Origin of the sequence: Leisingera sp. MMG026, assembly GCF_021654205.1 — a bacterium.
Taxonomy (GTDB): domain Bacteria; phylum Pseudomonadota; class Alphaproteobacteria; order Rhodobacterales; family Rhodobacteraceae; genus Leisingera.
Window position 1 is genome coordinate 130,725 of record NZ_JAKFZM010000002.1, and the last position, 14,928, is coordinate 145,652.

Consider the following 14,928-nt stretch of genomic DNA (forward strand, 5'->3'; position numbering starts at 1 on the left):
CCAAGTTAGAGGCTGTTAAACAGACCCCGCAGGCAAATGCTTGCGGGGTTTTCTTTTTGGCGGTTGGTCACCGGGGGCATGCTGGCCTATAGAGGGGCATGGCAAAGGCAGTTGCGAAAAAGAAGAAAGCCAAGAGCAGTAAGAAGGCGGTAAAGCTGAAGGTCCAGCCCCTTCGCTGGCTGCGGCGCTGGCTGTTGCGGGCGGCGCTGGCTGCGGCGGCGGGGTTCGTCTTCCTCATCCTGTTGTTTTCGGTGGTGAACCCGCCGATCACCCACACCATCTGGGCAGAACAGCGCCGCCTGGGTGAGGTGGACCGGATTTGGGTGCCGCTGGAAGAGATCGCTCCGGTTCTGGCGCGCTCGGTGGTGGCGGCCGAGGATGCGCAGTTCTGCCGTCACTGGGGGTTCGATGCCCGCGCTATCCAGGCGGCGATTGAGGCAGGCGGTGCCCGCGGCGGTTCTACCATTTCGCAGCAGGTGGTCAAAAACGTGTTCCTGTGGCAAGGCCGCAGCTGGCCGCGCAAGGTGCTGGAGACGCTGCTGACTCCGGCGGTGGAGATTGTCTGGAGCAAGCGGCGGATTCTTGAGGTTTACCTGAACGTCTCGGAAATGGACGAGGGGGTGTTTGGCGCCGAAGCTGCGGCGCGCAAATATTTCGGTGTTGGCCCGGATCAGCTGAGTGCGCGTCAGGCAGCGCTGATTGCCGCTGTGCTGCCCAATCCCAAGGACCGCTCTGCCCGCCGGCCCAGCGGTTTCGTGCAGCGCCGCGCCGCACAGATTGCCGATGGGGCGGCCACCATTCGCGCAGACGGGCGGGCGGCCTGTTTCGAGGATTGAATCTTTCCTGCTGGCGGGGCATTGCTGGGCCATCCGCTGTAAGTTTTTTGGAGACCCTCTGTAGCCATGGCGCGCCTTTATCATGTTCCCCTGTCCCCGTTTTGCCGCAAGGTGCGGTTGTCACTGGCGGAAAAGAAAATTGAGGTGGAATTGGTCGAGGAGCGCTATTGGGAGCAGGATGCTGATTTCCTGCGCCGGAACCCGGCGGCAAAGATCCCGGTGATCCGCCTGGATGGCAAGATGATGGCCGAAAGCGCGGCGATCTGCGAGTATCTGGAAGAAACCCGGCCTGAGCCATGCTTGATGCCCCGCGATGCCGAAGGCCGCTATGAGATGCGCCGGCTGGTCAGCTGGTTCGATGACAAGTTCCACAGCGAGGTGACGTCAAAGCTGCTGTATGAGCGGGTGAACAAGAAAATCACCGGTGAGGGCTATCCCGACAGCCGCAATGTGAAAGCCGGCGCCAAGGCGATTAAATACCATCTGGATTACATGGCCTGGCTGCTGGACCACCGGCGCTGGCTGGCGGGCGATATGATGACGCTGGCGGATTTTGCCGCGGCTGCGCATCTGTCGTCGCTGGATTATATCTCGGACGTGGACTGGAACCGCTCGGCGGTGGTCAAGGACTGGTACGCCAAGATCAAGTCACGGCCTGCTTTCCGGTCGATCCTGGCGGATCAGGTGCCGGGGTTCCGGCCGCCGCCGCATTACACTGATCTGGATTTCTGATATCAACGGGGCAAGGGGCGCTGCCCCTCTTGGGCCTTTGGCCCAATTCACCCCGGGGTATTTGGGACCAGAAAGAAGATGAGTGCAGCGCTGAAAGAACGGCTGGTGGCGCAGGCATTGGCCGAGGGGTTTGTCTCCTGCCGGATCTGCCGTCCGTGGGACGTGCCGCAGGTGCCCGGGCGCCTGCAGGCGTTTCTGGACGCCGGGTATCACGGGCAGATGGGCTGGATGGCGGAGCGCACCCATTGGCGGGGCGACCCGGCGTTGCTGTGGCCGGATGCGCGGTCGGTGATCATGCTGGCGGAGAGCTATACGCCGGACGAGGACCCGATGGCAGTGGTGGACCAGGCCGACCGCGGAGCAGTCTCAGTCTATGCTCGCAACAAGGATTATCACGACCTGGTAAAGAAACGGCTGAAACGGCTGGCGCGCTGGCTGATTGCCGAGGCGGGTGAGGACTGTGAGGTCAAGGTCTTTGTTGATACCGCGCCAGTGCCAGAGAAAGCGCTGGGGATGGCGGCTGGATTGGGCTGGCAGGGAAAGCACAGCAATCTGGTGAGCCGCGATTGGGGCAATTGGGCCTTTTTAGGCTCTGTTTTCACCACAATTGAGCTGCCTGCCGATGACGCTGAGCGGGATCGCTGCGGGTCCTGCCGGGCCTGTTTGGACAGATGCCCGACTGATGCTTTTCCGGCGCCCTATCAGGTTGATGCGCGGCGTTGCATTTCCTACCTCACCATTGAGCACAAGGGGCCGGTGGATGAAGAGCTGCGCGGGAAACTGGGCAACCGGATATATGGCTGTGATGACTGTCTGGCGGCCTGCCCCTGGAACAAGTTTGCGGTGGCGGCGAGTGATATGCGCTATGCTGCGCGCGATGATCTGAAGGCGCCAAAACTGGCGGAACTGGCGGTTCTGGACGACGCGGCATTCCGGGCATTGTTTTCCGGCTCTCCGATAAAGCGGATTGGGCGGGACCGGTTTGTGCGCAATGTGCTCTATGCCATCGGCAATTCCTGCCAGCCGGACCTTCGGGACGTGGCACGCAGGCTGACGGAGGACCCTGATCCGGCAGTTGCGGACGCGGCGCGATGGGCAGTTCAGAAGCTTTCGTGACGCAAACAGGATGGACGCGGCGCAAATAGGCGTTAGACCCTGACCGGCGAACAGAAGCGGAGAGGACCGGGCATGACGCTGCTCTTGGGTGTGGATACGGGCGGAACCTATACCGATGCGGTGCTGATCCGCGACGAGAAGGAGATCATTGCCTCGGCCAAGTCGCTGACTACGCGGCAGGATCTGGCGATTGGCGTTGGCGGTGCGATCCGGGCGGTGCTGGACCAGTCGGGGGTTCAGCCGGAGGAGGTGTCGCTGGCGGCGCTGTCCACGACCTTGGCCACCAATGCGCTGGTCGAGGGCCAGGGCGGCCGTGTGGCGCTGATCTATATTGGTTTTGCCGAGAGCGATTTGGACCGGCACGGATTGAAGGATGCCTTGAAAGGCGATCCGGCGCTTGTGCTTGCCGGCGGGCATACCCATGCGGGCAGCGAGGCGGCGCCCTTGGACGTGGAGGCATTGGAGATGTTCCTGCGCACCGAGGGTCAGGGGGTGACCGGCTTTGCGGTTGCCGGGGTTTTTGCCACCCGCAATCCGGCGCATGAGATTGAGGCGGCGCGGATCATTCACGAGATGACCGGGGCGCCTGCCACCTGTTCGCACCAGCTGTCGGCCAAGTTGAACGGGCCTAAGCGGGCGGTGACCGCGGTGCTGAACGCGCGGCTTATCGGGATGATCGACCGGCTGATCGGGCGGGCGCAAGACACGTTGCGCGATCTGGGTATCAAGGCGCCGATGATGGTCGTGCGCGGCGACGGCGCGCTGATGAGCGGCGGGCAGGCGCGGGAGCGGCCGATTGAGACCATCCTGTCCGGCCCGGCGGCCTCAATCGTCGGCGCGCGCTGGATGACCGGGGCAGATCATGCGCTGGTGAGCGACATTGGCGGCACCACAACGGATGTGGCGCTGATCAAGGATGGCAAGCCGGCGATTGATCCGGCGGGGGCCCGGGTTGGCGAATTCCGCACCATGGTCGAGGCGGTGGCAATGCGCACCACCGGCCTGGGCGGCGACAGCCAGGTGCATTTGAACACCAGCGGCCTGGCGGGCGGGCTGACATTGGGGCCGCGCCGGGTGGTGCCGGTGTCGTTGATTGCCACGGACGCGCCTGAGGTTGTGCACGCTGCGCTGGATGAGCAGCTGCGCAATTCCACCGTGGGTGAGTATGACGGCCGGTTTGTGCGGGCGGTGCCGGGGGTGCCGGTTGCGGGTTTGAGCGAGCGCGAGGCCGGGCTGCTGGGACGCATCGGGATGCAGGTGCACCCTCTGGGCCAGATCCTGCGTACCCGGATGGAGCACGGCTCCTTGAACCGGTTGGTGGACCGCGGGCTGGTGCAGGTCTCTGGCGTGTCTCCCTCGGATGCGAGCCACGTTCTAGGCCGGGTGGACGCCTGGGACCGCGAGGCGGCGGAGAAAGCGCTGACGCTGTTTGCCCGCCGCCGGGTTGGCAGCGGTGATATGGTGGCAAAGGATGCCGGGGCGATGGCGCAGATGATCATCGCTCAGCTGACCGAGCAAACCGCTTTGATCTTGTTAGAGTCTGCTTTTGCCGAAGAAGCAGAGAGCTTTGGCCTGCCGGAGAAAGAGCTGGCCCGGCATGTGCTGCTGCAAAAGGGGCTGGCCCGGCACCGTGGCCTGCTGGCGCTGGATGCCGTGCTGAATGTGGATGTTGTCGGGCTTGGCGCCTCTGCCCCGAGCTATTACCCGGCGGTGGCGGAGCGGCTGCATTGCAATATGATCCTGCCGGAACATGCAGGTGTGGCGAATGCCATCGGTGCGGTTGTGGGCCGCGTCACCATGCGGCGCAGCGGCACCGTGACCTCGCCCGCCGAGGGCAAGTACCGGGTTCACCTGGAGAGCGGGCCGGTGGATTATACAGAGCCCGGAGAAGCGCTGGAGGCGCTGGAGGCGGCCCTGGCGCAAGAGGCCCGCGGCGAGGCGGAAGAGGCCGGTGCCGAGGATATTCACGTGCATGTGGAGCGGGATATCCGCACGGCACAGGTGGAATCGCGGGAGGTCTTTGTTGAGGGTACGCTGACGGTGGAAGCCAGCGGGCGGCCGCGGGTGGCGCACGCCTAGGCGCCTGGGGTTTTGAAACGGGTTTTCAGGGAAAACCCGCTGCCTCCGGCGGGGATATTTTCGGCAAGAGGAAGCAAGGGTGCGAGCCGCAGATTCGGCATTGAAAAGCCCCGCCGGGGTGCGGCGGGGCTAAAAGTAAGTTGTTAGAGCCTATTCTGCGGCTGCATTTCGTTTCGGCAGCACCCAGTCGGGCCGCGCGAAATGACAGGTGTAGCCGGTTGGCAGCCGCTGCAGGTAGTCCTGATGCTCTGGCTCGGCTTCCCAGAAGTCACCGACAGGTTTGAGTTCTGTCATCACCTTGCCGGGCCAGAGGCCGGAGGCGTTGACGTCGGCGATGGTGTCCTCGGCCACGGCTTTTTGCGTCTCGTCCACGTAGTAGATGGCCGAGCGGTAGCTGGCGCCGAGGTCGTTGCCCTGGCGGTTCAGCGTGGTCGGGTCGTGGATCTGGAAGAAGAACTCCAGCTGCTCGCGGTAGGAGGTGACTGTGGGATCAAAGATGATCTCGATCCCTTCGGCATGGGTGCCGTGGTTCCTGTACGTGGCATTGGGCACATCGCCGCCGGTATAGCCGACGCGGGTGCTGATGACGCCGGGGCGTTTGCGGATCAGTTCCTGCATGCCCCAGAAACAGCCGCCTGCCAGGACGGCGCGTTCGGTGGTGCTCAATTCACGACCTCCACTTGGTTGATGTAGGCGCCATAGCCCTCGGCTTCCATATCGTCCAGATGGACAAAGCGCAGGGAGGCGGAGTTGATGCAATAGCGCAGACCGCCCTGGTCCATTGGACCGTCAGGGAAGACATGGCCAAGGTGGCTGTCGCCATGGGTAGAGCGAACCTCGGTGCGGATCATGCCGAGGGTTCGGTCTTCCAGTTCCTGCACATGTGCGGTTTCAATGGGTTTGGTGAAGCTGGGCCAGCCGCAGCCGCTCTCGTATTTGTCCGAGGAGGCAAACAGCGGCTCGCCCGAGACAATGTCGACGTAGATGCCAGGCTCCTTGTTGCTCAACAGCTTGCCAGTGCCGGGGCGTTCTGTTCCCGCGTTCTGGGTTACATAGAACTCTTCCTCGGAGAGGGCGGCAATGGCGTCCGGATTTTTGGTGTATTTGGTCATGATGTCCTCCCGCCTGTTTACTTGTCGCAAAACATGGGGTGTGAGGGCGCAAATGCAATGCCCTGTTACAGGCGGCTCGCAAAGCCGTGTGCGGGGGCGGGTTTGGTCAGGCTGTGAAGGCGCCGGCCAGATCTCCCGGCAGGTCGAACTCTGTCAACACCCGGGCGCGGGCCTCAGGCGACATCTTGCGGGCGGTTTTTTCGACGATGCGCTGGACCTTGTCCGCCGGATGTTTCGCGGCAAAGGGGGTAAAGTACCACTTCAGGAAGACAAAACAGATGATGTCTTCCAGAGCCTGCACCTGATCGTCGCGCTTGATGCCCTCTTTGCGCAGCATCCTTGCGGCGGTGTTTGCATCGTCTGCGCCATAGCCTGCCTCCTGCATCAGGGCAGAGACCACCTGGGCGTGGTGTTCGGCTTCGGCTTTGCGCCAGGCGAGATAGCCGGCGCGGCCTTCAGGGTAGCTGCTGCGCTGCAGCTTCCAGCGTTCCACATGCTGGCCGCGGGCGGCGATTTGCAGCGCCTCAGAGGCATCGGGGAACAGGCGCATCTGCTGTTCGCTCATACGCTGGCCATAAAGCAGTGCGGCAGGCTGGCCGTCCTCGTGGTTGGGGTCCTGGGCGTTGGCGGCGTCGATGGCGGCAAGCACCTGGGTCAATTGCGCGCTCATGCCGCGTCCTCCTGTTGGGTCTTTGAGGATCAGAATAAAGCGGAAGCGCGCAAGGTTGCAACGGTCCGCACGCCGTCAAGCGTGCCGGACCAAACGGGCGGGAACGGGCATCAGCCCGGTTTTGCCGTGCGGGAGAGCGCCGCTGGCGGCTGCGCAGGCTTGCGGGCAAGCTGGACGGCGAGAATTCCGCCGGTGACAATGGCCACCCCCAGCACATCGAGCGGCCCCAGTTTTTCACCCAGCAGCACGCCGGCGACGGCCACGCCGAACACCGGGTTGAGGAAGTGGAAGGTGGCAGCCCGCACCGCGCCGATGCGGTTCAGCAGCATAACCCAGATGAGGGTGGCCATCAGCCCCGGCACCACCGTGGTATAGGTAAAGGCCAGCGCCAGCCCCAGGGTGGGGCGGACGAAGATTTCCTCGGTCAGCGGAGCTGCTATAAACAGGATGGCAGAGCCGATCAGCATCTGCAGCCCCACCACCATCATGAAATTGCCGCCTGAGGTGGCGCCGCGCAAGGCCAGCGTTGCAGTGGTCAGCGCCAGCACGCCGATCACGCACAGGAACACTCCGAACAGGTCGACGCCAGCGCCAAGCCGCGTGCCCATGATCAATGCCACGCCGAGGACGCCTGCCGCCAGTCCGGCATAGCCCAGGGGGCGCAGCCGTTCGCCGAACAGCGCCCAGCCCGCCAGCGCGACCAGCAAGGGCATGGTGGAGGCGATGATCGCGGCCAGCGAGGCCTCGATCCATTGCATGGCGACGAAATTCAAGCCGAGGTACAGCGCATTCTGGCAGATGCCGAAGATCACCGTGGCGCGCCATTGGCCCGGCGTCAGCCGCCATGTCTGGCCCATGGCGCGGGCGATGGCGACACCGATCAGGCCGGAGATCAGGAACCGCACCGCAAGGGAAAACAGCGGCGAGGCGTCTTGGACGATGATCCGGGCGGAGGTGAAAGCAGAGGACCACATCAAGGCAAAGGCCAGCCCCATGGCTATCGCGCGCGCATCCATTGTGAGTACCTTTCTCCCGGAGCGGACCTTCGGGCAATTGATAGTGGAGATCAAGCTGGGCTGAACCGGGATCAGCTGAGCTTGGCCATTAGGATCTGCCAGCTGGCGGCGCCAAAGGCGGCGGCAAAAAGGGCCTCAAACCCGCGGCGCAGGCGGATGTAGACCCGGCTGGCAGTGGTGCTGGAGAACAGAATGGCGTAGCCGTGGAAGATCAGCGTACTTTGCACGGCGATGGCGGCGATCACCGTCAGCAGCGCTGATGGCTCGGTGCCGGGCGGGATGCCGATGGCGTAAAGCGACCCAAAGAACAGCACCGCCTTGGGATTGGTCAGATGCAGCGCCAGCCCCTTTGCATAAGCTGCACGCAAGGACCCCGCTGCAGAAACCTTGAGTTCCGGGTTTCCGGGGCGCAGCGCGGAACGGGCCGAGCGCAGCGCGAGATACATCAGGTAGCCTGCACCGAAATAGCGAACGCCCTCAAAAATCCAGGCATTGGCCAGCATCACTGCGCCGAGGCCAAAAGCTGCGGAAACGGACCAGATCAGCGAACCGCTGCTGACGCCGGCGGCAACGGCCAGCCCGGCGGTGCGGCCGCGCTGCATGGCGGTGCCGGCGATGGTCAGCGTCGCGGGGCCGGGGCTGGCACCGGCCAAGAGCGCGGCCCCAAGGATCAGGATAAGATTCACGTCAGTCATGCAGCAGTCCTCCCTCGGCGTGACAGCAGGGTGCGCTTGACGGGGGCTATAGGCAAGCAACATCGCTGCGGCCGCGGGCGAAGCTTTTCCGCCGCCGGACAACATCCGTGCAAAAGAAAAGGGCCGCCCGTGCGGGCAGCCCTGAAACCGTCCGGTTTGTCGCCGGTATCAGCCGTTCACGCTGTCTTTCAACGCCTTTGCGATGGTCATTTTCACAACCTTGTCGGCTTCTTTTGTGAACTTCTCGCCGGTGGCCGGGTTGCGCACTTCGCGCTCGGGGCGCTCGCGGCAATAGATCTTGCCGACGCCCGGCAGGGTCACGGCACCGCCGCCCGACACTTCGCGGGTGATCAGCGAGCAGACCGCTTCCAGAGCGGAACCTGCGACTTTTTTGTCGCTGCCCATTTCGTCGGCCAGAGCGGCAACAAGCTGGGTTTTGGTCATCGGTTTGGACATTCTTCGTCTCCTTAAACTGCCCGAACTCTAGGGCCTCATCGCCGGATATTATCGTTATGTTGTATGATAACACAACTTCTTGTGCGCACCGAGCAGGTGAAAATAGGTACTTTTTCTAGGAAAACTGCAAAATTCAACCTTAGAGGAAGGCCGTTTCATCGAACGAGCGCAACTTCCGGCTGTGCAGCCGCTCCAGAGGCATTCCGCGCAGCCGCTCCATTGCTCTTATGCCGATTTGCAGATGCCGTGCAACCTGTGTCCGGTAAAAGTCCGAGGCCATGCCCGGCAGCTTCAGCTCCCCATGCAGCGGTTTGTCGGAGACGCACAGAAGCGTGCCATAAGGCACCCGGAAGCGGTAGCCATTGGCGGCGATGGTGGCGCTTTCCATGTCCAGCGCGACGGCGCGGGATTGGGACAGCCGCTGCACCGGGCCGGATTGGTCGCGCAATTCCCAGTTGCGGTTGTCGATGGTGGCGACGGTGCCGGTGCGCATGATCCGTTTAAGGTCAAAACCCTCGTATTCAGTGATCTCGGCCACGGCCTCTTCGAGTGCGACCTGGATTTCCGCCAGCGCCGGGATCGGTGTCCAAACCGGCAGATCATCATCCAGCACGTGGTCTTCGCGCAAGTATCCATGCGCCAGCACAAAGTCTCCCATTGCCTGAGTGTTCCGCAGGCCTGCGCAATGGCCGACCATCAGCCAGGCATGCGGGCGCAGCACCGCGATATGATCGGTGGCGGTTTTGGCATTGGACGGGCCGACACCGATGTTGACCAAGGTGATGCCGCCTCCGTCTGCGCGCTTCAGGTGATAGGTGGGCATCTGCGGCAGCTTGCCTATCGCCGGTATAACAGCCGAGGGATCGGTGATCTCGTGGTCGCCGGTGCTGACAAAGCTGGTATATCCGGAGTCCGGATCCGCCAGCTGGGAGCGGGCGTAGGCTTCAAATTCGGCGACATAAAATTGGTAATTGGTGAACAGCACGTGGTTCTGGAAATGCTCGGCGCTGGTGGCAGTGTAATGGCTGAGCCGGGCCAGCGAGTAGTCGATGCGCTGTGCGGTGAACAGCGCCAGCGGTCCGGTGCCATTAGGCGGCTGATAGGTGCCGTTGACGATATCGTCATTGGTGGTCGACAGATCCGGCACGTCAAATACGTCGCGCAGGGTGAACCCGGCTGCACCGTCCTGCGGCACCGTCAAATCGGGGCGTGAGGCGACTGCAAAATGCACCGGGATCGGAGTGTCAGAGACATCGATGGTCACTGGCTGACCGTGGTTGCGAATGAGCAGGGTAATCTGCTGGATCAGGTAATTGCGGAACAGGTCCGGCCGCGTCACCGTGGTGGCATAGGTGCCGGGGGCAGACACGTGGCCAAAGCTGAGGCGGCTGTCTACCTGGGCAAAACTCGTGGTGGAGAACCGGATTTCCGGGTAATAGGCGCGGATGCGCTGGTTGTCCGGCGCACCGTCAGCCATTGCACGGCTGAATTCCTCGCAGATGAAGCCGGTGGCCTGCCGGTAAAGCAACTCAAGCCGGTCCACAGCTTCGGTTGCGTCGTTGAAGGTTTCTGTTGGCGGGTGGCCGGGGTGTTTTGTTGTTATCATTGAGCAGGCTCGATTACCGGAATTTTCTGAAAAGTGCGCACGTCCACTAGACCAAGGTCGGAAATTCTCAGCTCCGGGATCACCACCAGCGCCAGCAGCGAGTGCTGCATATAGGCGTTGTTCAGGCTGCAGCCGCAAGCTTCCATCGCTTCCATCATGACTTGCGCCTTGGCAGCTACGTCGGTTGCGGGGCTGTCGGACATCAGGCCGGCAATCGGCAGTTCAACCAGGGCCAGTTCCTTGCCGTCTTTGTAAAGGGTGATGCCGCCGCCCACTTGGGCCAGGCGGTTGGCTGCCAGCGCCATCTCATTGCGGTCGGTGCCGACCACGATCATGTGGTGGCTGTCATGCGCCACGGTTGAGGCCATCGCCATTTTGCCGGTGTAGCCGAAGCCGGAGACAAAGGCGTTGGTGACGCCGCCTGTGGCGCGGTGGCGTTCGACCAGGGCGATCTGGCAGACATCGCCCGCGCCCTCGACCAGCCCGTCCACAACCGGCAGTTCTGCCTGCAGCGCCTTGGTCGGGGCCTGGTTTTCGACCACGCCGATCACATTGGCAGTGACCGCATTGGCGCCCTCCGGCGCGGCGAGTTCAAAATCCTGCGCCGTCAGCTCATGGCCCAGATGCACGGTGCCGCGGGCGCTGGCGGGCCAGTCGTAATGCGGACAATCCACCTTGATAGAGCCTGATTCCGCGACGATCCGGCCGCGGGCAACCACCACCTCGATCGGCAGCTCCGTCATGCTGGAAGTGAGGATCACATCAGCGCGGCGGCCGGGGGTGATGGAGCCGATCTCGCGCTCCAGCCCGAAGTGGGTGGCGGTGTTGATCGTCGCCATCTGCAGCGCGATCACCGGATCGCAGCCGCAGGCAATCGCATGGCGCACCACCCGGTTCATGTGGCCGTCATTGACCAGCGTGCCGGAATGGCAGTCATCGGTGCACAGGATGAAGTTGCGCGGGTCCAGACCCTTCTCCGTCACCGCGGTGATCTGGCTTTCGACGTCATACCAGGCAGAGCCGAGCCGCATCATCGACCGCATCCCCTGGCGCACCCGGGCGATGGCGTCGGCCTCGCAGGTGCCCTCGTGGTCATCCGCCGGGCCGCCGGCCACATAGGCTGCGAAGTCAGGGCCAAGATCGGGAGAGGCATAATGGCCGCCCACGGTCTTGCCCGCGCGCTGGGTGGCGGCGATTTCAGCCAGCATCTTGGGGTCGGCATTGGCAACGCCGGGGAAATTCATCATCTCCCCCAGGCCGATGATGCCAGGCCAGTTCATTGCCTCTGCCACGTCCTCGGCAGAGATTTCATAACCTGTGGTCTCCAGCCCGGGCGCCGACGGCGCGCAGCTAGGCATCTGGGTGAAGATGCTGACGGGCTGCATCAGCGCCTCGTCATGCATATAGCGCACCCCGTCCAGACCCAGAACATTGGCAATCTCATGCGGGTCTGTGAACATCGAGGTGGTGCCATGCGGGATCACCGCGCGGGCGAATTCCGCCGGGGTCAGCATGCCGGATTCAATATGCATATGGGCGTCGCAGAGGCCCGGGATCATGTAGCGGCCATGCGCCTCTATGATCTGCGTCTCAGGCCCGGTGCAATAAGAGGCATCCGGTCCGACATAAGCAATGCGGCCGGCCTTGATCGCAATATCATGGCCGGGCAGCTGCTCGCGGGTGTGGACATTGACCCAGATACCCTGCCGGATCACTGTATCCGCCGGCGCGCGGCCGGCTGCGACGTCGATCAATTGAGGGGCGGAGTCGGGCCAGCTCGGAAAAATGTTTTCTGACATATTCCAATTGTTCCGATTGCGCGCGGGAAGGCAAGCGGATTGCTGGCTTTGCCATCAAAGCTTCATACGGGCGGTGGAAAGGCGCCGAGGGCTGACGCATTTGGCGTTGCCTTAGGGCGGTTTGCCGGGAAATCTGGGCTCATGGATTATGAAACAATAGATGCGGACAGTTTCGGCCGCTCCCTGCGCGGGATCGGGAACAATCTGCTGGTGCGGGATGTTCCGGCGGAAATAACCTTTTTAGAGACTGTTTTTCATATGAGGGGCCATCAGGTAAGCAAGGATTTTGCTATCGTCACCTATGGCGGTCAGGTCTTTCAGCTGCACAGTGATCGCACCTATGCAGAAAACCCGCTGCTGGGGCTGCTGCCGGAAAACCCGCCGCGCGGGGCCGGGATTGAGATCCGCCTGTATGATACCGATCCGGATGAGGCTGTCGACCGGGCAGAGGCGGCGGGATTCACCATTCTGCAGGCGCCCGCGGACAAGCCGCATGGCCTGAGGGAGGCCTATCTCCTGTGTGAAAACGGCTACGCCTGGGTTCCAAGCCGGACGAAAGGGTAAGCGGCGGGAATTCCTCCCCTTTCCACTGAAAGAACGCCGGTCCATGCTGGCGGTATCTTTTGGATGCCATGAGGGACCGCTGATGCACGCCATTACCGACACAACCGCGCTGGTCGAGGAGGGAGTGCTGACTGCGGATCAGGCCCGCACCATCGAGGCGCGTTCACGCGAAGTGATGGTGTCACTGGCGGTGAATGCGATCCTGTGTTTCGGGATTATCGCGGCCACCGCCGGTTTCATCTTCTGGCTGGCCGATCCGCTGGCGGTGGCAGTGACCGGCATACTGATGCTGGGCGGCGGGCTGGCGGTGTTGGCGCGCGGCCGCGAAATGCTGCGGATGTTCGGCAATTCCGCCACCTTGATCGGGGCAGGCATGCTGATGGGGGGCGCCGGGATTGAGCTGGTGGACAAATACCAGGATATCGCCGGCTGGGTGATGCTGCCTGCCGGAGCGCTGGTGGCAGCGATCTGTGTCTGGCGCTGGCGGCGCGGGGCCTGGTCCACGGGGTTTGTGCTGGGGGCGGTCCTGCTGATGGGGCTGGCGATGCATCTTGCGGGGGTTGAGCTGCTGCTGCAGCAATACGAGATCGGCTCGCCGCTGCGGAACTTGGCGCTGCTCTATTATGCCGCCGCGCTGGCTCTGGCTGGCTGGCAAGTGGATGTGCGCTTTGTCACTGCGCTGGCGATTGCGCCTTTTGCCCAGATGCTGGAGACCGGCACCAGCTATTTCCACGCGGCCTATGTGTTCTATTCGCCGGAATCGACGCTGACGATCCTGCAGATGGTACTGCTGATCGTGCTCTGTGTCTGGGGTGCGTCCCGGCTGGCCGAGCGCGACGCCCGGCACTTGCGCATTCTGGCAATCCTGGGGTTTGTGGTGGCCAATCTCTGCGCGCTGGTCGGCTCGCTGTGGGGCGATGTGGTGGGCGAAACCGTCTGGGGGCCGGGCCGTTACAGCGACGGCTACGAGGATTGGGAATCCTTTTCCGCTGCCCGCGATGCCTTCCGCGACAGCGCGTTGTTCCTCTCCGAAAACGTCTATTCGGTGCTTTGGGCAGCAGTGCTGGCGGCGGTGATTTTCTGGGCGGCGCAGCGGCACCAGCGCGGGCTGTTCAACGCGGCGCTGACCTTTGCCGCGATCCATGCCTATACGCAGATGTTCGAGTCCTTCGCGGATGAGCCGCTGGCCTATGTGATCGGCGGCCTGGCGGCGATCCCGCTGGCCTGGGGGCTGTGGCGGCTGAACCAGTGGATGGCAGCCAAGCAAGCCTAGCCGCTGCTGCGCAAGCTGCGCGGGGTATTTCCAAACTCCGCCTTGAAAGCCCGGGTTAGCGCACTCGGGTCGTCGTAGCCGCAGCGCAGGGCAATCTCCGAGACACTCAAAACAGTCTCTAACACAAGCTTTCTGGCCTGAATCAGCCGCAACCTCCGGTAAACCGCCTGCGGAGTGGCTCCAAGTTCCGCTTTCATCCTCGCCTCCAGATCCTTCTGGCTGCGGCCCGCTTTCCGCGCCACGGCAGCGATCGGCAGGGGCGTTTCCAGATTGGCCTGCATCACCGCCACCGCACGGGCAACCGATTTGCCGCGCACCAGGATCGGGTCCTGGGTTTCGGTTGCTTCGGGCGCCATGAACAGCGCCGCTACCTCCAGCCGCAACGCGGCGCCGTGCTGGTCTCCGATCAGCTCCATCATGGTGTCAAAGGCTGCCAGCGCACCGGTGCAGGTGACGCGGTCGCCATCCCGGACCTGGCGGGCACGTTCCGTCTGTACTTCGGGAAAAGCCTCGGTAAAGCGGTTCAACTCTTCCCAATGAATGGTGGCGCGCTTGCCGTCCAGGAGTCCGGCCTGTGCCAGCAGCCAGGCGCCGGTGTCAAATCCCGCCAGCACCGTGTAGCGGCGGGCTGCGGACTTCAGCGCCCGCGCGGTGGCCACGGTGGCATGTCGCAGGAAATCGTAGGACGGCATCGCAATCAGCACATCGCCGCTGCAGTCGCCCAGTTTTCCATGCGCCCGCACCTCCATGCCTGAGGACGACACAGCCGGCCCGCCGTCCAGCGTCAGGAACCGCCAGGCATAGACCTGCCGCCCGGCGAACGTATTGGCCGCCCGCAAGGGCTCCACCGTGTTGGCCAGGCAATGAGCCGAGAAAGCATCAAACAGCAGCACATCCAATTGCTGCGCTGCAGCGGCATCTTTTGTCCAACTTTGCATGATTACTTCTATTCATGCATGATGGGCGTAGGCAAG

At 63.0% G+C, this 14,928-nt stretch carries 15 protein-coding genes; 6 read left to right on the forward strand and 9 right to left on the reverse strand.

What is annotated here, in order from left to right; all coding sequences use genetic code 11:
• Positions 1-98 precede the first annotated feature (98 nt).
• The 4 genes from mtgA (at position 99) to L1069_RS02035 (ending at position 4,763) form a co-directional block, all read left to right on the forward strand.
• Positions 99-836, forward strand: a complete 738-nt coding sequence (gene mtgA / locus L1069_RS02020) for a monofunctional biosynthetic peptidoglycan transglycosylase (RefSeq protein ID WP_237454605.1) — start codon at positions 99-101, stop codon at positions 834-836.
• 66 nt (positions 837-902) lie between these two features.
• Positions 903-1,568 (forward strand): glutathione S-transferase family protein, encoded by a 666-nt coding sequence (locus L1069_RS02025; RefSeq protein ID WP_129372581.1) that lies wholly within the window; start codon positions 903-905, stop codon positions 1,566-1,568.
• A gap of 78 nt (positions 1,569-1,646) precedes the next feature.
• The gene (gene queG, locus L1069_RS02030; protein ID WP_237454606.1) at positions 1,647-2,684 is read left to right on the forward strand and encodes a tRNA epoxyqueuosine(34) reductase QueG; all 1,038 of its coding nucleotides are present in this window, start codon (positions 1,647-1,649) and stop codon (positions 2,682-2,684) included.
• Between the two features lie 72 nt (positions 2,685-2,756).
• Positions 2,757-4,763, forward strand: a complete 2,007-nt coding sequence (locus L1069_RS02035; protein WP_237454607.1) for a hydantoinase/oxoprolinase family protein — start codon at positions 2,757-2,759, stop codon at positions 4,761-4,763.
• A gap of 150 nt (positions 4,764-4,913) precedes the next feature.
• Here the strand turns inward: L1069_RS02035 and msrA are convergent, their stop codons facing one another.
• From msrA to ade, 8 genes are all read right to left on the reverse strand, one after another.
• Positions 4,914-5,429 carry a peptide-methionine (S)-S-oxide reductase MsrA gene (gene msrA, locus L1069_RS02040; RefSeq protein ID WP_134831015.1) on the reverse strand — a complete coding sequence of 172 codons (516 nt, stop codon included), beginning with the start codon at positions 5,427-5,429 and terminating at the stop codon, positions 4,914-4,916.
• Complete coding sequence (gene msrB / locus L1069_RS02045) at positions 5,426-5,875, reverse strand: peptide-methionine (R)-S-oxide reductase MsrB (protein ID WP_237454608.1); 450 nt, start codon at positions 5,873-5,875, stop codon at positions 5,426-5,428. The genes msrA and msrB overlap by 4 nt, the downstream gene beginning before the upstream one ends.
• 106 nt (positions 5,876-5,981) lie before the next feature.
• A complete protein-coding gene (locus L1069_RS02050; protein ID WP_237454609.1) occupies positions 5,982-6,545 on the reverse strand; it encodes a DUF4202 domain-containing protein in 564 nt (187 codons plus the stop codon).
• A 110-nt stretch (positions 6,546-6,655) separates the two neighbouring features.
• Positions 6,656-7,561: a DMT family transporter gene (locus L1069_RS02055; protein ID WP_237454610.1), complete on the reverse strand. Its 906-nt coding sequence runs from the start codon at positions 7,559-7,561 to the stop codon at positions 6,656-6,658.
• 71 nt (positions 7,562-7,632) lie between these two features.
• Positions 7,633-8,256 (reverse strand): LysE family translocator, encoded by a 624-nt coding sequence (locus tag L1069_RS02060; protein ID WP_129372574.1) that lies wholly within the window; start codon positions 8,254-8,256, stop codon positions 7,633-7,635.
• Positions 8,257-8,424: 168 nt separating this feature from the next.
• The gene (locus L1069_RS02065; RefSeq protein WP_027256921.1) at positions 8,425-8,712 is read right to left on the reverse strand and encodes an HU family DNA-binding protein; all 288 of its coding nucleotides are present in this window, start codon (positions 8,710-8,712) and stop codon (positions 8,425-8,427) included.
• Between the two features lie 139 nt (positions 8,713-8,851).
• The gene (locus tag L1069_RS02070) at positions 8,852-10,318 is read right to left on the reverse strand and encodes an AMP nucleosidase (protein ID WP_134831011.1); all 1,467 of its coding nucleotides are present in this window, start codon (positions 10,316-10,318) and stop codon (positions 8,852-8,854) included.
• A complete protein-coding gene (gene ade, locus L1069_RS02075; protein WP_237454611.1) occupies positions 10,315-12,117 on the reverse strand; it encodes an adenine deaminase in 1,803 nt (600 codons plus the stop codon). The genes L1069_RS02070 and ade overlap by 4 nt, the downstream gene beginning before the upstream one ends.
• A 141-nt stretch (positions 12,118-12,258) precedes the next feature.
• On the opposite strand from ade, the gene L1069_RS02080 reads away from it, so the two are divergent.
• On the forward strand, positions 12,259-12,681 hold the full coding sequence (locus L1069_RS02080) for a glyoxalase (RefSeq protein WP_237454612.1): 423 nt from the start codon (positions 12,259-12,261) through the stop codon (positions 12,679-12,681).
• Between the two features lie 82 nt (positions 12,682-12,763).
• Complete coding sequence (locus L1069_RS02085) at positions 12,764-13,954, forward strand: hypothetical protein (RefSeq protein ID WP_237454613.1); 1,191 nt, start codon at positions 12,764-12,766, stop codon at positions 13,952-13,954.
• Here the strand turns inward: L1069_RS02085 and L1069_RS02090 are convergent.
• Positions 13,951-14,892 carry a helix-turn-helix domain-containing protein gene (locus L1069_RS02090; RefSeq protein WP_237454614.1) on the reverse strand — a complete coding sequence of 314 codons (942 nt, stop codon included), beginning with the start codon at positions 14,890-14,892 and terminating at the stop codon, positions 13,951-13,953. The two genes, L1069_RS02085 and L1069_RS02090, sit on opposite strands and share 4 nt — an antisense overlap.
• Between the last annotated feature and the right edge of the window lie 36 nt (positions 14,893-14,928).